General features: G+C 54.8%; 11 protein-coding genes and 2 pseudogenes. 5 read left to right on the top strand and 8 right to left on the bottom strand.

Going from position 1 to position 20,544, the window contains the following annotated elements; translation table 11 throughout:
- Positions 1-235: 235 nt before the first annotated feature.
- Together aroA and serC are read right to left on the bottom strand one after the other, a co-directional pair.
- Positions 236-1,519, bottom strand: a complete 1,284-nt coding sequence (aroA, locus tag O1V66_RS11210) for a 3-phosphoshikimate 1-carboxyvinyltransferase (protein ID WP_045046359.1) — start codon at positions 1,517-1,519, stop codon at positions 236-238.
- Between the two features lie 130 nt (positions 1,520-1,649).
- Complete coding sequence (serC, locus tag O1V66_RS11215) at positions 1,650-2,735, bottom strand: 3-phosphoserine/phosphohydroxythreonine transaminase (RefSeq protein ID WP_045046358.1); 1,086 nt, start codon at positions 2,733-2,735, stop codon at positions 1,650-1,652.
- A 275-nt stretch (positions 2,736-3,010) separates the two neighbouring features.
- Here serC and ycaO point away from each other — a divergent pair.
- From ycaO to pflA, 4 genes and pseudogenes are all read left to right on the top strand, one after another.
- Positions 3,011-4,772, top strand: a pseudogene (ycaO, locus tag O1V66_RS11220) (30S ribosomal protein S12 methylthiotransferase accessory factor YcaO).
- Positions 4,773-5,283: 511 nt separating this feature from the next.
- Positions 5,284-6,141 (top strand): formate transporter FocA, encoded by an 858-nt coding sequence (focA, locus tag O1V66_RS11225; protein WP_045046356.1) that lies wholly within the window; start codon positions 5,284-5,286, stop codon positions 6,139-6,141.
- Positions 6,142-6,228: 87 nt separating this feature from the next.
- Positions 6,229-8,511 carry a formate C-acetyltransferase gene (gene pflB, locus O1V66_RS11230; RefSeq protein ID WP_045046355.1) on the top strand — a complete coding sequence of 761 codons (2,283 nt, stop codon included), beginning with the start codon at positions 6,229-6,231 and terminating at the stop codon, positions 8,509-8,511.
- Positions 8,512-8,626: 115 nt separating this feature from the next.
- Positions 8,627-9,367 (top strand): pyruvate formate lyase 1-activating protein, encoded by a 741-nt coding sequence (gene pflA, locus O1V66_RS11235; RefSeq protein WP_045046354.1) that lies wholly within the window; start codon positions 8,627-8,629, stop codon positions 9,365-9,367.
- 138 nt (positions 9,368-9,505) lie between these two features.
- On the opposite strand, the gene O1V66_RS11240 is transcribed toward pflA, so the two are convergent.
- The 6 genes and pseudogenes from O1V66_RS11240 to lrp all read right to left on the bottom strand — a co-directional run bounded on the left by O1V66_RS11240 (position 9,506) and on the right by lrp (position 18,927).
- Positions 9,506-10,651, bottom strand: coding sequence for an MFS transporter (locus O1V66_RS11240; RefSeq protein WP_045046353.1), 1,146 nt, complete (start codon positions 10,649-10,651; stop codon positions 9,506-9,508).
- A 367-nt stretch (positions 10,652-11,018) separates the two neighbouring features.
- Positions 11,019-12,311, bottom strand: coding sequence for a serine--tRNA ligase (gene serS / locus O1V66_RS11245; RefSeq protein WP_045046352.1), 1,293 nt, complete (start codon positions 12,309-12,311; stop codon positions 11,019-11,021).
- A 106-nt stretch (positions 12,312-12,417) separates the two neighbouring features.
- A pseudogene (locus O1V66_RS11250) lies at positions 12,418-13,762 on the bottom strand (replication-associated recombination protein A).
- A 7-nt stretch (positions 13,763-13,769) separates the two neighbouring features.
- Positions 13,770-14,381 carry an outer membrane lipoprotein periplasmic chaperone LolA gene (gene lolA, locus O1V66_RS11255; protein WP_045046350.1) on the bottom strand — a complete coding sequence of 204 codons (612 nt, stop codon included), beginning with the start codon at positions 14,379-14,381 and terminating at the stop codon, positions 13,770-13,772.
- A 259-nt stretch (positions 14,382-14,640) separates the two neighbouring features.
- The gene (locus O1V66_RS11260) at positions 14,641-18,306 is read right to left on the bottom strand and encodes a DNA translocase FtsK (protein ID WP_045046349.1); all 3,666 of its coding nucleotides are present in this window, start codon (positions 18,304-18,306) and stop codon (positions 14,641-14,643) included.
- 126 nt (positions 18,307-18,432) lie between these two features.
- Positions 18,433-18,927 carry a leucine-responsive transcriptional regulator Lrp gene (gene lrp / locus O1V66_RS11265; protein ID WP_009636652.1) on the bottom strand — a complete coding sequence of 165 codons (495 nt, stop codon included), beginning with the start codon at positions 18,925-18,927 and terminating at the stop codon, positions 18,433-18,435.
- Between the two features lie 602 nt (positions 18,928-19,529).
- Here lrp and trxB point away from each other — a divergent pair.
- Complete coding sequence (trxB, locus tag O1V66_RS11270; protein ID WP_045046348.1) at positions 19,530-20,498, top strand: thioredoxin-disulfide reductase; 969 nt, start codon at positions 19,530-19,532, stop codon at positions 20,496-20,498.
- Positions 20,499-20,544 lie beyond the last annotated feature (46 nt).

Genomic DNA, 20,544 nt, shown 5'->3' on the forward strand with positions numbered 1-20,544 from the left:
TGGGGCTAATTCAGGTGCAGCATTATACGCTGCCTTTGACCGAACTGTTACCCCGCAGGGCCAAGTTGCAGCAAATAAGCCTGATAACGGTGCGCAACGATTCAAATAAGCAGCAAAACAGTCAATAAATGTGCAAAACCTCCCACAGTTAAGCACAGGCAGAAAAAAATGAAGGCGACGAGGCTAAAAAAAACGGACATCCGAAGACGTCCGTTGAGGATAAATAAGAGGAAATTTAGGCAGGCGTGCTGAGTGACGCCAAACGCTCGAAATAGTCAGGGAAGGTTTTCGCCGTACATTTCGGGTCGAGAATGGTCACAGGCGTATCCGACAACGCCACCAGCGAGAAGCACATCGCCATGCGGTGATCGTCATAGGTGCCGATTTCGGCAAAGGTCAGCGCAGCAGGCGGTTCGATGCGGATGTAATCTTCACCTTCTTCCACGGTCGCCCCGACCTTGCGCAGTTCGGTCGCCATCGCGAACAGGCGATCCGTCTCTTTGACACGCCAGTTATAGATATTGCGAAGCGTGGTCGGCCCTTCGGCAAACAGCGCCGCCGTGGCAATGGTCATTGCCGCATCGGGAATGTGGTTCATGTCCATGTCGATGCCGCGCAGTTCGCCGCGGGTACATTCGATATAATCGTCGGACCAGTTAACCGTCGCGCCCATTTTTTCCAGCACGTCGGCAAAGCGGATATCGCCCTGCATGCTGTTTTTACCGATGCCGGTTACGCGCACGGTGCCGCCCTTGATAGCCGCTGCCGCGAGGAAATAGGAGGCCGAAGAGGCATCGCCTTCCACCAGATAGGTGCCCGGAGAAACATAGCGCTGTTTGGCGGTAACGCGGAACTGCTGGTAGTTCTCGTTCACCACGGTCACGCCGAAGGTTTTCATCAGGTTCAGCGTGATGTCGATATAAGGCTTGGACACCAGATCGCCCTTGATGCGGATAAGCGTGTCGTTTTCGGCCAGCGGCGCGGTCATGAGCAGCGCGGTGAGGAACTGGCTGGAGACGCTGCCGTCAACGCTGATTTCACCACCCTTGAACCCACCGTGCAGACGCAGAGGCGGATAGTGTTCATTTTCGAGATAATCGACGTGCGCGCCGCCCATTCTCAGGGCATCGACCAGATGGCCAATCGGACGTTCCTTCATGCGCGGCTCGCCGGTCAGCACGACATTCTGCTCGCCCAGACACAGCGCGGCAGCCAGGGGGCGCATCGCGGTGCCCGCATTGCCGAGAAACAGTTCCAGATCGTCGGCTTTCGGGAAGATACCGCCAAGGCCGTCGATTTCGCAGCGCGTTCTGTCTGCGGAGAGACGGTGCGTTACGCCAAGCTGGGTCAGCGCGTTGAGCATGTGGCGCACGTCGTCGCTGTCGAGCAGATTGGTCAGCTGCGTGGTGCCTTCGGCAAACGCGGCCAGCAACAGCGCGCGGTTGGAGACGCTCTTGGAGCCAGGGAGGTTGATGGTGCCATCAACTTTTGCAATAGGTTGGAGTGTTAACGCTTCCACAGTGTTCTCTCGGATCGGAAAATAGCAAAATAAATAAAAAACCAAACCCCGGATCGTGGCCGGGGTCTGGATCAATCAGCAACTTGTCTAATAATAAATCTAGGAATCAAACAGTTAACTTAACGCCGGATTAACCGTGACGTTTTTCAAAGTCGTTCATAAACGAAGTCAGCGCCTGCACGCCTTCCAGCGGCATTGCATTGTAGATGGAAGCACGCATGCCGCCAACCACACGGTGACCTTTAAGCGCGTGCAAACCCGCTTCCAGTGATTCTTTCAGGAATACGGCGTCCAGCGAGGCATCGGCCAGCTGGAACGGCACATTCATGCGCGAACGGTTGGCATCGGCTACCTGATTGCGGTAGAAATCGCTGCGATCGATGGTGCTGTACAGCAGTTCGGCTTTGGCCTTGTTGCGTTTTTCGATTTCGTTCAGGCCGCCCTGCTCTTTCAGCCATTTGAAGACCATGCCCGACAGATACCAGGCAAAGGTCGGCGGGGTGTTGAACATTGAATCGTTTTCGGCAAGCACAGTGTAATCAAGGATAGAAGGCAGCTCGGTACGCGCCTTGCCCAGCAGATCTTCGCGCACGATAACCAGCGTCAGACCGGCAGGACCGATATTCTTCTGCGCGCCGGCGTAAATCACGCCAAAGCGGCTGACATCGATAGGACGGGAAAGAATCGTCGAGGAGTAGTCGGCGATAACGACCTTGTCGCCGAAGTCAGGCATTTCGTCGATTGCCAGACCGTCGATGGTTTCGTTCGGGCAGTAGTGAACATAGGCAGAGTCGGCGCTCAGCTTCCACTCGCTCATTGGCAGCAGGCCGCGCTTGTCGCCGAAAGTGGTGGTGATATCGATGACGTTCGGGGTGCAGTATTTCTGCGCTTCTTTAACCGCGCTGTGCGCCCAGTAACCGCCGTCGATATAGTCGGCCGTGGATTTGTCACCCAGCAGGTTCATCGGGATGGCCGCGAACTGCGCACGCGCGCCGCCGTGGCAGAACAGGACTTTATAGTTCGAGGGGATATTCATCAGGTCGCGAATATCCTTTTCGGACTCTTCGGCCACTTCGATGAATTCTTTGCTGCGGTGACTGATTTCCATCACCGAGGTACCGAGACCGCGCCAGTTGCAGAGTTCCTGTTCAGCACGACGTAAGACTTCAGCCGGAATCATCGCCGGGCCTGAGCTAAAATTATAAACCTGAGTCATTTCCCCTCACCACTTCTCTTTGATAGCTACTTGAAAGCCAGTTGAGTCATTGATTGATAGCAATATTGGAATGCTTGCCTGCACCAACAACCAGTTTACCGGTTTTATCACTGGTCTCCTCCCGCTGCAATTGTTATTCGCCCCGGAGTAATAATCAGTAATAAAATTCATATCGGCCGCGCGAGTATTCTTTTTCTTAGCGGCATGAATACGTGGAGGTTGGGTCAAAAACCCCGTATCATTGCGCGTTTTTAGAACGCACAAAAGTGAACTCAATGACGCAAACTTTTATCCCTGGCAAAGACGCGGCGCTGGAAGACTCCATCTCCCGTTTTCAGCAGAAACTCACCGACCTCGGCTTCAATATCGAAGAGGCCTCGTGGCTGAATCCGGTCCCCAATGTCTGGTCTGTCCATATTCGCGACCGCGATTGCCCGCTGTGCTTTACCAACGGCAAGGGAGCCAGTAAGAAAGCGGCATTGGCTTCGGCGCTGGGCGAATACTTCGAACGCCTGTCCACCAACTATTTCTTCGCCGATTTCTATCTGGGCAAAGAGATCGCCAACGGCGATTTCGTACATTATCCGAATGAAAAATGGTTCCCGATCCCGGCGGACAACAGCCTGCCTGCGGGCATTCTGGACGCGCGTCTGCACGCGTTCTACGACGAAGAAAACGAGCTGACCGGCAGCGACCTGGTCGATTTGCAGTCCGGCAACGCCGAACGCGGCATCTGCGCCCTGCCTTTCACTCGTCAATCCGACCAGCAGACCGTCTATATTCCGATGAACATCATCGGCAATCTCTATGTGTCCAACGGCATGTCTGCGGGGAATACCGCCAACGAAGCGCGCGTACAGGGGCTTTCCGAAGTCTTCGAGCGTTACGTGAAAAACCGCATCATTGCGGAATCCATCAGCCTGCCGGAAATCCCGGCCGACGTGCTGGCGCGTTATCCGAGTGTGGTCGAAGCCATCGCCAAACTCGAAGAGGAAGGTTTCCCTATCCTTTCCTATGACGCCTCGCTTGGCGGTAACTATCCAGTCATTTGCGTGGTGTTGTTCAACCCGGCCAACGGCACCTGTTTCGCCTCTTTCGGCGCGCACCCCGACTTTGGCGTTGCTCTCGAGCGTACCGTGACCGAGTTGCTGCAAGGCCGTGGCCTGAAGGATCTCGACGTGTTTACCGCGCCGACCTTCGACGACGAAGAAGTCGCCGAACACGCCAACCTTGAAACGCATTTTATCGATTCAAGCGGTCTTATCTGCTGGGATCTGTTCAAGCAGGACGCCGACTACGACTTCGCCGACTGGAGCTTCAGCGGCAGCACCGAAGAAGAGTTCGCGACCCTGATGGCTATCTTCGACAAAGAAGACGCCGAAGTGTATATCGCCGACTACGAACATCTGGATGTTTACGCCTGCCGTATCATCGTGCCGGGCATGTCCGATATCTACCCAGCCGAAGACCTGCTGCTGGCCAACAACAGCATGGGCGCGAACGTGCGTGAACAGATTCTGGCCCTGCCGGACAGCGATTTCGCGCCCGAAGAGTATTTGCAGATGATCACGCAACTGGATGACGAAGGTCTGGACGACTTTACCCGTGTGCGCGAAACTGCTGGGCATCGCGAGCGGTAAAGACAACGGCTGGTATACGCTGCGCGTGGGCGAGCTGAAATCCATGCTGGCGCTGGCCGGTGGCGACATGGATCAGGCGCTGACCTGGGCCGAATGGGCGCACGAGTTCAACGCCTCCGTTTACAGCGCCGAGCGCAACAACTATTACCGTTGTCTGCAAACTCTGCTGCAACTGGCGCTGGAGCCAGAGCGCGAGGCGTCACAATACTATTCCGCCTTCGTCAAAATGTATGGTCAGGACGCCGTCGATCGCGCTTCTGCGGCCATCAGCGGCGAAGAGCGCTTCCACGGCCTGTTTGCGGTAGATGCCGAACTCAAGGCGCTGCCTGCCCATCAGGGCCTGCTGGCGGCGTATGAGAAATTGCAGGTTGCCAAGCGTCGTCATTGGGCAAAATAAAAGAAATCATCACTCGGATTTTTTTATCAGCGTTATTAATGATTAATGCATAAAAAGCCGGCCTTTCGAGGTCGGCTTTTTTTATTGCCGAGCGCCGGTGTCGGATAATGTTTAATATTTTAGAAACAGGATGATTATTTAATAGTGAAGCAAAAGAAATGTATCCTCACAAAAGCGCGAGGGGAATAATGACAACTCAAATCTGGCCCCACAGGATTTCAAAATTTCATTTGTTAAATAATTGCTAAAAATAAATAGCGAGCCGCCCTGAGCCTGATCTTAATTCCATAAATATCAACGAGTCAGTCGATTGATAATTTTTAATTAAAATTTAACCGTAATAAATAAAAATAATTTACCTCTTATTAATCAAACGACTAACGCTAAAATAGCCATCAATACTCCGTAACTCACGCCTTATTACTCCCCGCTATGATCCACATCAATATCTCGACAACATCAGGTTGTTAGTATCTGTCATGCAGTACATAACCCTTAAGAGTGAGTTAATGTGAACGCTGACAACCCCTTCAATTTATTATTACCCGCTGCTACGGCAAAAGTCGCCGAAGATGCCGGCGTGTATAAAGCGACAAAACAACCCATAAAAACCTTTTTCCTGGCGATCACCGCCGGTGTATTTATTTCCATTGCCTTTGTTTTCTACATTACCTCGACCACCGGCACAGCAGGCGTTCCGTTTGGCTGGTCAAAACTGGTAGGCGGGATCTGTTTTTCACTCGGATTAATGTTAGTCGTGGTCTGTGGCGCCGATCTCTTCACCTCGACCGTATTAACCGTCATCGCCAAGGCGAGCGGCAGAATCACCTGGGGGCAACTGGCCCGCAACTGGGTCAATGTTTATGTCGGCAACCTGTTTGGCGCGCTGTTTTTCGTCGGCCTTATCTGGTTTTCCGGCATGGCGATGACCGACAACGGCCAATGGGGGCTGAACGTTCTGCAAACCGCCGACCATAAAATGCATCACACCTTTATCGAGGCGGTATGTCTTGGCATTTTAGCCAATCTGATGGTCTGTCTCGCGGTATGGATGAGTTATTCCGGCCGCAGCCTGATGGACAAAATGTTTGCCATGATCCTGCCGGTCGCCATGTTTGTCGCCTGCGGATTCGAGCACAGTATCGCCAACATGTTCATGATCCCGCTCGGGATTGTCATCAGGAATTTTGCCGCGCCCGAATTCTGGCAGGCCGTGGGCAGCGCGCCCGACAAATTCGCCGCGCTCGACGTCACACACTTTATCACCGACAACCTGATCCCCGTTACGCTCGGCAACATCATCGGCGGCGGTCTGCTGGTCGGCCTGACCTACTGGGTCATCTATCTACGCGACAAGCAGCCCGCATAAGCACAGGCGCTGCCCTTCGCAACAGTTTACGGGTTATCCCGACAACGCTTTTATCCAAGAATTTCAACATCAGAAGGTAGGTGTAACATGTCCAAGCTCAATGAGAAATTGACCACCGCATGGCAAGGTTTCAGCGCGGGTGAATGGCAGACCGAAGTCAACGTGCGCGATTTCATCCAGAAAAACTACACCCCTTACGAGGGCAACGAGTCTTTCCTGGCAGGCGCAACGCAGGCAACGACCACCTTGTGGGAAAGCGTGATGGAAGGTATCAAGCAGGAGAACGCCACCAAGGCCCCTGTCGATTTTGATACCGATCTCGCCTCGACCATTACCTCGCATGATGCCGGATACATCAACAAATCGCTGGAAACCATCGTCGGCCTGCAAACCGATGCGCCGCTGAAACGCGCCATCATCCCGTTTGGCGGCATCAAGATGGTTGAAGGCTCCTGCAAAGTCTATGGCCGTGAACTCGACCCGCAACTGAAAAAGGTCTTTACCGACTACCGCAAAACGCACAACCAGGGTGTGTTCGACGTTTATACCAAAGACATTCTCAACTGCCGTAAATCCGGCGTGCTGACCGGTTTACCCGATGCCTATGGCCGTGGCCGTATCATCGGCGACTATCGCCGCGTAGCACTCTATGGCATCGATTTCCTGATGGCCGACAAATACAGCCAGTTCCAGTCGCTGCAATCGCGTCTTGAAAACGGCGAAGACTTGGCAATGACGATTCAATTGCGCGAAGAGATTTCCGAACAGTATCGCGCGCTGGGTCAAATCAAGGAGATGGCGGCAAAATACGGCTTCGACATCGCAGGCCCGGCCACCACGGCACAGGAAGCGGTGCAGTGGACCTACTTCGGCTATCTGGCCGCAGTCAAATCGCAAAACGGGGCCGCCATGTCCTTTGGTCGCGTCTCGACCTTCCTTGATATCTTTATCGAACGCGACATCAAGGCTGGCAAACTGGGCGAAGAGCAGGCGCAGGAGCTTATCGACCATCTGGTCATGAAGCTGCGCATGGTGCGTTTCCTGCGCACGCCCGAGTATGACGAACTGTTCTCCGGCGACCCTATCTGGGCCACCGAATCGCTGGCCGGTATGGGCGTCGATGGCCGCACGCTGGTCACCCGAAACAGCTACCGTTTCCTGAATACGCTCTACACTATGGGGCCTTCGCCGGAACCCAACATGACTATCCTGTGGTCTGAAAAACTGCCGGTCAACTTCAAGAAATACGCCGCCAAAGTCTCAATCGACACCTCCTCGATTCAGTATGAAAACGATGACCTGATGCGCCCTGACTTCGACAATGACGATTACGCCATTGCCTGCTGCGTCAGCCCGATGATTGTTGGTAAACAGATGCAGTTCTTCGGCGCGCGCGCCAATCTGGCGAAAACCATGCTCTATGCCATCAACGGCGGCGTGGATGAAAAAATGAAAATTCAGGTCGGGCCGAAAGAGGCACCGATGATGGACGAGGTGCTGGATTACGACAAAGTGCTGGCCCGCATGGACCACTTTATGGACTGGCTGGCGACGCAATATGTGACCGCGCTGAACTGCATTCACTACATGCACGATAAATACAGCTACGAAGCTTCGCTGATGGCGCTGCACGACCGCGACGTTTATCGCACCATGGCCTGCGGTATTGCCGGACTTTCCGTCGCCGCCGATTCACTCTCTGCGATTAAATATGCCAAAGTCAGCACGATTCGTGATGAAGATGGGCTGGCGGTAGATTTCAAAATCGAGGGCGAATATCCGCAGTTTGGGAACAACGATCCGCGCGTCGATGATATCGCCTGCGACCTGGTCGAGCGCTTTATGAAGAAAATTCAGAAGTTGCCGACCTACCGCAATGCCGTCGCCACCCAGTCAGTGCTTACTATCACCTCGAACGTGGTTTACGGCAAGAAAACCGGCAATACACCCGACGGACGTCGCGCCGGTGCCCCGTTTGGTCCGGGCGCCAACCCGATGCACGGACGCGATCAGAAAGGCGCGGTTGCCTCTCTGACCTCCGTCGCCAAACTGCCGTTCGCCTATGCGAAAGATGGCATCTCCTACACCTTCTCCATCGTGCCGAATGCGTTGGGTAAAGATGACGAGGTGCGTAAATCCAATCTGGCGGGGCTGATGGACGGCTATTTCCACCACGAAGCGGCCGTTGAAGGCGGTCAGCATCTGAACGTGAACGTGATGAACCGCGAGATGCTGCTGGATGCCATGGAAGATCCGCAGAAATACCCGCAACTGACTATTCGTGTTTCGGGCTATGCCGTGCGATTCAACTCGCTGACCAAAGAGCAGCAGCAGGACGTTATCACCCGAACCTTTACCAAAACGCTGTAAAGAGTCGCCGCGTTAAACGTTATCAAAAGTGAAGGCCCCACTCAGCTGGGGCCTTTTGACCCTGATAATCAAGACTTCAATTAACGAAGTCACTGGACTGTGGAGAACACCTGCCATGTCAATCCAAGGTCGCATTCACTCCTACGAATCCTGCGGGACCGTCGACGGTCCCGGCATACGCTTTATCGCCTTCTTTCAGGGTTGCCTGATGCGCTGCATGTATTGCCACAACCGCGATACGTGGGACACCCACGGCGGTAAAGAGATTTACGTAGAAGACTTGATGAAAGAGGTGGTGAGCTATCGCCATTTCATGAACGCATCGGGCGGCGGCGTCACGGCTTCCGGCGGTGAGGCCGTATTACAGGCCGAATTTGTGCGCGACTGGTTCCGCGCCTGCCACGCCGAAGGCATCCATACCTGTCTCGACACCAACGGTTTCGTTCGTCGCTACGATTCGGTGATCGACGAACTGATTGATGTCACCGATCTCGTGATGCTCGATTTGAAACAGATGAACGACGAGATCCACCAGAAGCTGGTGGGCGTATCGAATCATCGCACGCTGGATTTCGCCCATTATCTTGCCGAACGCGGCACACGCACCTGGATCCGCTATGTGGTGGTGCCCGGCTGGTCAGACGATGACGACTCCGTTCAGCGTCTCGGCGAATTTACCCGCGAGATGAAAAATATCGAGAAGATAGAACTGCTGCCCTATCACGAACTGGGCAAACATAAATGGACGGCGATGGGCGAAGCGTACGGGCTGGAGGGCGTGAGTCCGCCGAGCAAAGAGATCATGGAGAGGGTCAAAAAGATTCTGGAACAGTACGGGCATCAGGTCGTTTACTAACCTGTGGCGTGCGCGTGATCCCGGGAATGGCGCGTGCGACAAGGCCGAAGGCGAGCCGACACGCCTGCCCCTTAACTCAATAAGGTGACAGGCGTTGATGCGCGCCCCACGCAGCGGCGGCTTCGGGAAGGCGTAACGTCAAACGGCCGCGAAAGGCGTGGTCTGCTGATCGGTCTTGCGCAGCAGCATCAGCAGATAGACCAGCGCGACACCGGCAATCATCACAAACAATACGCCGTCAGAGTAGTTCTGCATCAGCATCGCGGTCATCGACGGACCCGCAAGACTGCCAATCGTGTAACTCATCAGCAACGCCTGATTCATGCCGACCAGTTCATCCGCACTCACCTTTTCACAGGCCCAGGACATGGCCACCGGATACAGTGTAAAGCCTGCACAGCCGAGCACAAACAGGGCCGGTGCCATCGCGTAACCACCGAGCATCGCCAGACACCCCAGGATGACCACAAAGACCTGCACACGCAGCACCATCAGACGACCGTAACGATCGGCGAGACGTCCGACCGGCCACTGACCGATAATGCCGGAGCTTATCAGCAGCGCCATCCAGTAACCGACGTCGGCATCGCTCAGACCGCGGTGTGACAGGAACAACGGCATCAGGCCATACAGCGAACCCAGAACGATACCCGAAATCACACAGCCGTTGATGCCAAGCCGCGCATTGCGGCGCTTGAGCATCGGCCAGATGGCAGGCGTAGGCAGTTCGCTGTCCTGATTGGCAATGTGCGCAAACAACAGCGGCAGCATGGCGACCACGATTAACCCGGTAACCCACGGAATAACATTGTAAATCTCGGTAGAAACCTTGCCGAGCAGGAGCTGCCCCGCGACGGTGCCGATGTAATACACCATCATGTAGGCGGCGAGCAGTTGACCACGATTTTTGACCGTGCCGCTGCGCAGCAACGCGCTTTCGACCACGACCCAGATAAGCGCGCAGCCGATACCGGCCATAAAGCGCCAGCCGACCCAGCCGAAGAAGTTCATCGAGAACGTTAAACCGGCGGTGGCAACGGCAAACAGAATACAGGAAAGCTGATAGCTGAGATTAAAGCCGAGACGTTTGATAAGGCGACCGGCAATCAGCGTGCCAAGCAGGTTACCCGTATAATATGAAGAACTTACCAGTCCTACTTTCCAGGTTGGCAGCGTTTCGTGGGTCAACCACAAGGGAACCAGGGTGCTCAAAACCGCAATGGAAACGGTCAACAGTAAAAGGCCACAGAGCAGCAATAGCACCGGGCGAGAATAAGCGGACATAGGGAATGAGCGACCAAAGAGAGTAGGAAATTGCGCGCATCATGCCATTCGGCCAAAAAAAGTCAATTGGGCAAAATTGGGCATGCGCACAAACTGTATTCTCATGATTTAAATAACTAATCAATCGTCAATCAAGGGTCGCAATGGCTCAAAATGACCATTTCTCAACTGATTGATATTCAATAGTTTATCGTTTTTAAATCGACGATTAATTCATTAAAAATAAATGTTTTACGCGGCAGTCGATTAAAAAATATCGCTGATAAAAAAGGCGGGACAAAAAAGGCTAAAATTCGCTGACAAGGCATAAAAAAGGCCGACTGCGTGAACAATCGGCCTCAATCTATTATTCCCTTTTGTATCGGTATTAACCGATAACTTCAAGTCCGCGCATATAAGGGCGCAGCACCTCAGGTACTTCGATACGGCCGTCGGCCAGCTGGTAGTTTTCCAGCACGGCAACCAGCGTACGACCTACTGCCAGACCGGAACCGTTCAGGGTATGCACCAGACGCGGTTTCTTCTCGTTTTTGGCACGGGTACGCGCCTGCATGCGACGCGCCTGGAAATCCCACATGTTTGAACAGGAAGAGATTTCGCGGTACGTGTTCTGCGCCGGCAGCCACACTTCGAGATCATAGGTCTTGCACGAACCCGCGCCCATGTCGCCGGTACACAGCAACATTTTGCGATACGGCAGGTTCAGCAATTGCAGCACTTTTTCGGCATGACCGGTCAACTCTTCGAGCGCCTGCATGGAATCTTCAGGGCGCACTATCTGAACCATCTCGACCTTGTCGAACTGGTGCATACGAATAAGACCACGGGTATCACGACCATAGGAACCCGCTTCGGAACGGAAGCACGGCGTATGGGCGGTCAGCTTCAGCGGCAGAGACTCTTCTTCAAGAATTTCGTCGCGCGCGAGGTTGGTCAGTGGCACTTCGGCGGTCGGGATCAGCGCATAGTTGCTGCTGCCCGCTTCTTCGCCGAGCGGTTTGGTGTGGAACAGGTCTTCGCCAAACTTCGGCAGCTGACCGGTACCAAACAGCGAGTCGTGGTTGACCAGATAAGGCACGGCCGTTTCAATGTAGCCATGCTGTTCAGTGTGCAGATCAATCATGAACTGCGACAGCGCGCGGTGCATACGGGCAATCTGACCCTGCATTACCACGAAACGTGCGCCGGTCAGTTTGACACCGGCCGCAAAATCGAGGCCACCCGCCAGCTCGCCAAGCGACACGTGATCGCGAACGTCGAAATCGAACTGACGTGGCTCGCCCCAGCGGCTGACTTCCAGGTTTTCGCTATCGTCTTTACCAACAGGAACGCAATCATCAGGCAGGTTTGGCAGCGCCTGAGTGACTTTATTCATCTCGTCCAGCAGCGTTTCCAGCTCGGCCTTGGCCGCGCTCAACTTGTCACCCAGCTCATTGACTTCCTGACGCAGGGCATCGATGTCTTCACCACGCGCCTTGGCCGCACCGATCGATTTCGATCGTGCATTCCTTTCAGCCTGAAGATTTTCCGTTTCAACCTGCAGCACCTTGCGACGTTCTTCTTGAGCGCGCAATGTTTCTACATCGAGTTTAAAGCCTCTGCGAGCGAGTTTTTCTGCAACTGCGTCTAGCTCATTACGCAGCAGATTGGGATCGAGCATGCTAATCCTGTTCGTTTTGAATTAAATAAAATTTTGAAGTTACAGGCTGCCTGAAACAGCAGCATGTCAAAGAGTTATCAGCCGTAACCTTACCGCACCCGCAAATTTATCGGTAGCGTTTTGTCGGGCTATTTTGATCTTGTTCAGTCAACCATGCCAGTTTCTCGCCGATTTTACCTTCCATCCCGCGTGCGGTCGGATAATAGTATCGGGTTTCGGCCATTTCGGCAGGGAAATAGCTCTCGCCAGCGGCATAGGCGTTGGGTTCGTCATGCGCGTAACGGTACTCCGCGCCTAATCCCATCTCTTTCATCAGCTTGGTCGGCGCGTTGCGCAGATGTTCGGGCACGTCGTAATCTGCCTGTTCTTTGGCGTCGCGAAGCGCGGCCTTGAAGGCGGTATAAACGGCGTTGCTCTTCGGCGCACAGGCCAGATAGACGATGGCCTGCGCAATCGCCCTTTCGCCCTCCGCCGGGCCGACACGGGTAAAGCAGTCCCAGGCCGACACGGCAATCTGCATGGCGCGGGGATCGGCGTTGCCCACATCTTCGGAGGCAATCGCCAGAAGACGGCGGGCGACATACAGAGGATCCCCGCCTGCGGTAATTATGCGGGCATACCAGTACAGCGCGGCGTCAGGAGCCGAGCCGCGAATAGACTTGTGCACAGCGGAGATAAGGTCGTAATAGCGGTCACCCTTGTTATCGAAACGGGCGCTGCGTTCGCCGGAGATTTCGTTAAGCAGCTCGGGCGTCAGCACTCTTACGCCGTTGGCGTCGACTTCGGCCATATCGGCCATCATCTCGATGCTGTTCAGCGCTCGACGGGCGTCTCCATTCACAAGCTCGGCCAGCATGCGTCGCGTTTGCGGTGGAATACGGATGTTTTGTCCGGCATAACCGCGGTTCGCCGTTGCCCATCGCCTGATCGATGACCTTTTCGATGTCATCGGCGGTCAGAGCTTTAAGCAGATAGACACGGGCGCGAGACAGCAAGGCCGAGTTCAGCTCGAACGACGGGTTTTCGGTCGTCGCGCCGATAAAGGTAATGGTGCCGTCTTCGATGTGCGGCAAAAACGCATCCTGCTGACTTTTGTTGAAGCGATGCACTTCGTCGACAAACAGAATGGTGCGTCGGCCTGCATTTCGATTCTGACGGGCGCGCTCGATGGCTTCGCGGATCTCTTTAATGCCGGAGGTTACTGCCGATATCCGTTCGACATCGGCGTTGGCATAGCGGCCAATCAACTCTGCCAGCGTCGTTTTTCCGGTACCGGGCGGTCCCCACAGGATCATGGAGTGCAGCTGACCGGCTTCGATAGCGCGCGGCAACGGCTTGCCCGGCGCCAGCAGATGCTGCTGACCGATATATTCAGCCAGGGTTACCGGCCGCATTCTTGCGGCCAGTGGCTGAAATTCGTTATGGGAAAAATCGAGTGACAGATTGCTCACTAGGTCCTCACTGACGCTGGTCGTCCAGCGTAACCCCCTGCGGCGGGGTGAATTTGAATTTGGCATCATCAACGGCAGCATTCTGCTCGCCTTTCAGCGCGTAGGCGCTGCGCTGACCGTCCTGCTCAACGGCAGTAAAGCTCTTGATGGTGCCGGATGGCGTCACGGTAATCGCAAACTGCTTGAGATTGCCGGTCGCCGATTTCGGGGTCAGATTAAAATCGTCGCCTTTCTGGGTCACGTTGTATTTTGCCCAGTCGCTGCTGTCGTTGCGGGTAATCAGCATAAATGGCGTGTTGCCCGTGGCATTTTTCAGCCAGGTTGCCGTCACCTGCTCGACAAACGGATTATAGAACCACAGCGTCTTGCCGTCGGAGACCAGAATGCTTTCATCCGGCGTGGTCATATGCCAGTTGAACAGGTTCGGACGTTTCACCCACAGCTGGCCTTCGCCCTGCTGGATGTTGGAGCCGTCATCACCGGTTACCGTCTGGGTGAAGCTGGCATGGAAAGTATTCAGCTTGCCGAGGCGGGTTTTTAAATCGCTGCTGGCATCGGCCAGTACAGATCCTGAAATAAATGCGGTCAACAAACAGCTTACAGCTAATAATTTTTTCATTGTTATTGTTACCTCAAAATCTATGGCGAACTGGACGACCTCTCCCAACAATTGGGGGATCCCCGGAAAAACAACCCCGAGCGCTAAACTTTAGCCTAGCCTTAAGGCCCTGCGATAGCTCAATTATCTGAGAATTATAGGTTTTACGATTCTTTGCATTCTTGTCTTCGACAGCGCATGCCCTTCATGACGCGGCAGAATTGGCAAGGGCCGCAGCAGCGGCCCTTGAATTATTGACGCAATAACGGCTTGGGTTGACTTAAGACTGCCCATTCGGTGCCGGTGCCAGCACTTCACGATTACCGTTATGACCGGGCGTACTGACGATAGACTGCGCCTCCATCTGTTCAACGATTCGCGCCGCGCGGTTGTAACCGATACGGAACTGGCGCTGAACGCCGGAAATAGAGGCTCGACGTTTCTCGACCACAAACTCGACCGCCTGATCGAACAGCGGATCAAGCTCTTCGCCCTCTTCCAGACCGCCGCCGCCTTCGCCTTCTTCACCGCCCTTGATGATGCTGTCGATGTATTGCGGACGACCCCGCGCTTTCCAGTCCTGAACCACCGCGTGCACTTCCTGGTCACGCACGAACGCGCCATGAACACGGATAGGAATCGAGGAGTTCGGTGCCATGTAAAGCATGTCACCCATTCCGAGCAGGGACTCTGCGCCACCCTGATCGAGGATGGTTCGGGAGTCGATTTTGCTCGACACGGTAAAGGCGATACGCGTCGGGATGTTGGCCTTGATAAGGCCGGTAATCACGTCGACCGACGGACGCTGCGTCGCGAGCACCAGGTGAATCCCTGCTGCTCGCGCTTTCTGCGCCAGACGGGCAATCAGCTCTTCGACCTTTTTACCCACGGTCATCATCAGATCGGCGAATTCGTCGACCAGCACCACGATAAATGGCAGTTTCTCGAGCATTGGCGGCTCGGTGCCCATGCTGTCGCTCGGTTTCCAGAACGGGTCAGGAATAGGACGACCCATGTCTTCCGCTTCTTTCACCCGCTCGTTGTAACCGGCCAGATTACGCACGCCCAGCGCGGACATCAGCTTGTAACGACGCTCCATCTCGCCGACACACCAGCGCAGCGCATTGGCTGCATCTTTCATGTCGGTCACCACTTCGGTCAGCAGATGCGGAATGCCTTCATACACGGACAACTCGAGCATTTTCGGGTCGATCATGATGAAACGCACGTCTTCCGGCGTTGCCTTGTACAACATGCTGAGGATCATGGCGTTCACGCCGACCGATTTACCGGAACCGGTGGTACCGGCTACCAGCAGGTGCGGCATTTTCGCCAAATCGGCCACCACCGGCTCACCGGCGATGTCTTTACCCAGCACGACCGTCAACGGCGACGGATCGTTTTTAAACTGCGGACAATCCAGCACTTCGCGCAGATAAACGGTCTGACGTTTCTTGTTCGGCAACTCAAGCCCGACATAAGGCTTGCCCGGAATCACTTCCACGATACGCACGGCCACGGTAGACAGTGAGCGCGCAAGATCGCGGGAGAGATTCGAGATACGCGCGGCTTTTACGCCCGGTGCCAAATCCAGTTCGAAACGGGTAATCACAGGCCCCGGCAGTTTGTCGACCACTTCTGCCTTGATGCGATAGTCGTTGAGGCGCGCCTCGATGAGCTGGGCGGTCTGCTCAAGCGCAAACATATCGACCGGCTCTTCGGTGGCAGGCGCAGAGGTCAGGAGATCCAGACTCGGCAACGGCGTCGTCGGTTTGCTCAGCGGTTGATCGTTGCGCATCAGGAACGGGTGAATCAGGCTGTCCATCGCCGGTTTAGGTGGCTCGACGGGCTGCTGTGGCTCCACATATTTCTGCGGCTCGACGGGCTGCGGCGCGCCATACTGCGAATGCGGTTCTGCATAAACCTGGGGCTCTACCCGCTGCGGCTGCTGCGAATAATGCGGCGGCTCGACCTGCTGACGCGGTTCGGTAGCCGCTTGCGCATGCTGACCATAGGTCGCGGGTTGCGTCGATGCTTCAACCTGTGGCGAGAGTGTAAACAGCGGTTCGACCGGCGTATCATCAATCAAATCGGCCATCGGCGAGAAATTGAAGGCGTCATGAGTGCTGATATTGTGCGGCGAAACGGGCGCGGTCTGCTCAGGCTGCCGGCGAACGGGCTCCTGATACTGTGGCGTTGTTGGCGGCACCGGCGCGGCCTGATAACGGGCCTGCTCGCGTTCGGCAAAGGCCTGACGCAGTTGCGCCTGCATCAGCGCCTCTTCGTCATCTTCGATAACCGGCTCGGCGTCGGCGGAGTGCACATTGGCAGTCTCGACCTCGGCGGTTTCGCCATAGCGCTGATTCTGCTGCTCGACCCATGCCTGACGCAGTGCGGCCTGCTGCTGTTCTTCTTCCTCTTCGGCAGAAGACACCCCTGAAGGCGGCTGCTGTGCCTGCGCTTCGCGTGCCAGACGAGCCGCTTCCTGCTCCTGCTGCTCGGCGATGCGCTGCGAAGGCAGTTTGATGCCGTAGGAGGCCATTTCGCGACGGGTAGGCAATTTGACCGGATTAGGGCGAGGCAACTCGGGGCCGAATCCTTTCTTGATTTGCGGATTATCGTCGCTGGTGGCGCTGAACGCAGGCATAAAGGTGTTGGCGGCTTCGGCAGCAGAAGCTTTGCCCGCCTGTGCCAGACCGGTCGCCAGCGCGGCCGTCGCGGCAATGCTTGCGGCATCCGGCGGGGCCGTGAACTCGAACGGAGAACGGTCGTGATGCGGTTCGGCAACCTGATTCCAGTCGCCCATCTGCGGCTCGTCATAACGGCGAGACGAGGTTTCGGCCGGCGACTGAACGTGACGAGGCGCCGGCGTCTCTTCCGGGATCTCGAAACTGTACAGCGGCGGCGTTGCCTCCGGCTCCTGCACATATTGCTGTGAAGCAGAATGAGCAGACGTCGTGGCGGAAGGCGTTGGCTGCGGCGTTGCAGCCTGAACTGGCATCTCGACAGGCGACTGGGCCTGCGCGTCGACATGCGGCGCAGAGGCTGGCGTGACCGTTGCCGCGTTTTCGGCAAGCGGCTGCGTGGCGGCATTGGCCGGTGCAGCAGGCTGTGGCGCAGCGGACTGACCCACGGCCGGTGCCGAGAACAGCACGTCGTCTTCGTCATCGCCCATAGCCGCAGCAGAAATCGTCACCGCATCGGCGGCGGCAACCTGTGCAGGCGATGCCGGCGTATGATGCGCCTCATTGCCCTCTTTCGACTGATTCTTCAGCAGCGTGTCGTCGTGTTCTTCATCGTAGTCGTAGTCATACGCTTCGTCATCGCGACGCGAACGGTTGGTCATGAAGGTGGTCGCACCCAGCACGGTGCCGCCAATCTTTTCGGCGATGGTTAACCAGGACCAGCCCGTAAACAGGGTCAGACCGGCCGCCCATACGCAAAGCAGCACAAGCGTTGCGCCCACGTTGTTGAACCACGGCGTCATGGCGGTGCCGAGCAGACTGCCGATCACCCCGCCCGAGGCGAAGTAGTAAAGGTCGTCGATATTGAGCGATGCCAGACCACAAGACGTGAGAATGAGCGCCAACGTGCCTATCAGACGTAGCGAAAGGGTAAAGAAATCAATGTAATCCTGACTGTCTCGCTGTCGGAAAGAGGCCCAGCAGAGGCAAATCATGATAGGTGGAATGGCGTAGGCCAGCACCCCGAAAATAAAGAACAGCGTATCGGCCATCCAGGCACCGACACCGCCTCCCAAATTATGGATAGGACCGTGCCAGGAGGTCTGGGACCAACTCGGATCGGACGGATTGAAACTGAGTAATGCCGCCATCAAATAAATGGCAAACACCGCCACCACAACCAGCACAGCCTCCAGAATTCGTCGGCTTCCGCTCAGTTTTCTCAAGGTAACGTCTTTGTCTTCTGTATATTCCTGGCTCAAGAAAGGCTCTCCAGGTTCCTGTGAACTGAAATAGCGATAGCGCCGGGAACAAACCCCGACGCCAGAGCTGTATGAATAAACAGGAGTGTAGCGAAATAAATTAGGTTTTGCACCTGAACCTTTTGCTTACCGGGTCTTAATTACCAGGCGGTTAGTCTGTTTCACTTCTTCCATGACCACATAGGTACGGGTGTCGTTAACGCCCGGCAAACGAAGCAACGTTTCGCCCAGCAGTTTACGGTAAGCAGACATATCCGGTACACGCGTTTTCAACAAATAGTCGAAGTCGCCGGAGACCAGGTGACACTCCTGAATATCTTCTAGTTTTTGTACTGCTGCATTGAATTGCTCAAACACATCCGGTGCGCCACGGTTGAGGGTAATCTCAACGAACACCAGCAACGATGCATCCAGATAGTGAGGATTAAGCAACGCAGTGTAGCCATGAATGAAGTTTTGACGTTCCAGACGGCGAACGCGCTCCAGACATGGTGTAGGCGACAAACCTACACGTTTTGAAAGCTCGACGTTAGAGATCCGGCCATCCTTTTGCAGCTCATTAAGAATGTTACGGTCAATACGGTCGAGATCTTTACCCGGACGCTTCTTGTTATCTACCATTATTATTATCTCTCTGATGTCCTTCCCTGCACTTGCCATACCCTAACCAACTTCAATGTAATAAGGGCTTATCCTAAGCGAAGACCTGTTTTTTATAGGTTGTTACGACTCATCTCAAGACGTCATACCCCTGTCATAAGGAAACGAATTTTAGAGCGGAGCCGAAAAAAGAAATAACGCTAAGTGACTAATCAGGCTAGACAAAACCCATAATACGATTGCAAGTGTTTAAAAAACAGACAACCTGTACCTCAAACGAGTAAAGCGGTAGCACATTGTGTGATTTTAAAACGCTGGCTGGCGTTTAATTTCTTCTTCCCTAGATGTTTTCGCAAATGCACAGCGGATTGTCAAAGTAAAAGAAGCAAAATCAGAAGAACATGCCGGATAGAAATCTGACAACGTCCTTTTTTGCTGTCTTTTCAGAATGAACAATAACAAAAGCCGACAGAGAAACTCGAACGGAAAACATTTTTACAGGCGATTTCAGGTAAAAACTATCAGACAAATCGCTAACAACATCTGAGTATGCTTTTTTTACGCGTCAGTTTTCCCTACAATCTCTCCCATCATGCAGTTTGCCAAAACGGAGATTCATTCTCATGGGTACAGTAAGACACAGCAAGTTATTGATTCTAGGGTCTGGCCCTGCAGGTTATACGGCGGCAGTCTATGCTGCACGCGCCAACCTGAAACCGGTCCTCATCACCGGTATCGAAAAAGGCGGTCAGTTGACCACCACCACGGAAGTGGAAAACTGGCCGGGTGATCCTGAAGGTTTGACTGGACCGGGTCTGATGGACCGCATGCACGAGCACGCGACCAAGTTCAACACCGAAATCATTTTCGACCATATCAACCGCGTAGATCTGCAATCTCGTCCTTTCCGCCTGTTTGGCGACAGCGAAGAGTACACCTGCGATGCGCTGATTATTGCGACCGGTGCATCTGCGCGCTATCTGGGTCTGCCTTCCGAAGAAGCCTTCAAGGGCCGCGGTGTGTCTGCCTGCGCCACCTGCGACGGTTTCTTCTATCGCAACCAGAAAGTCGCGGTGGTCGGCGGCGGCAACACGGCGGTTGAAGAAGCGCTGTATCTGGCAAACATCGCCTCTGAAGTCCATCTGATTCACCGTCGCGAAGTCTTCCGTGCGGAAAAAATCCTGATTGACCGCCTGAACGAGAAAGTTGCCAGCGGCAAAATCGTGCTGCACACCAACAAGACGCTGGACGAAGTCACCGGCGACGAAATGGGCGTGACGGGTGCCAACCTGCGCGACATTCATAACGGCGAACTGGCGAAAGTCGATGTAGCCGGAATGTTTATCGCCATCGGCCACAGCCCGAACACGGGTATCTTCCAGGGTCAGCTGGAGCTTGAAAACGGCTACATCAAAGTGCAGTCCGGCATTCAGGGCAACGCGACCCAGACCAGTATTCCGGGCGTGTTCGCGGCAGGCGATGTGATGGACCACGTGTACCGTCAGGCTATCACCTCCGCAGGCACCGGCTGTATGGCCGCGCTTGATGCCGAGCGTTATCTGGACGGCCTGGCGGAAGCCAACTTCCAGTAATCTGCCTGACTCTCTTTAACAGTCAGTGCAAACAGGGCGGCCTTCG

This window comes from Rouxiella chamberiensis, from assembly GCF_026967475.1.
GTDB lineage: Bacteria > Pseudomonadota > Gammaproteobacteria > Enterobacterales > Enterobacteriaceae > Rouxiella > Rouxiella chamberiensis.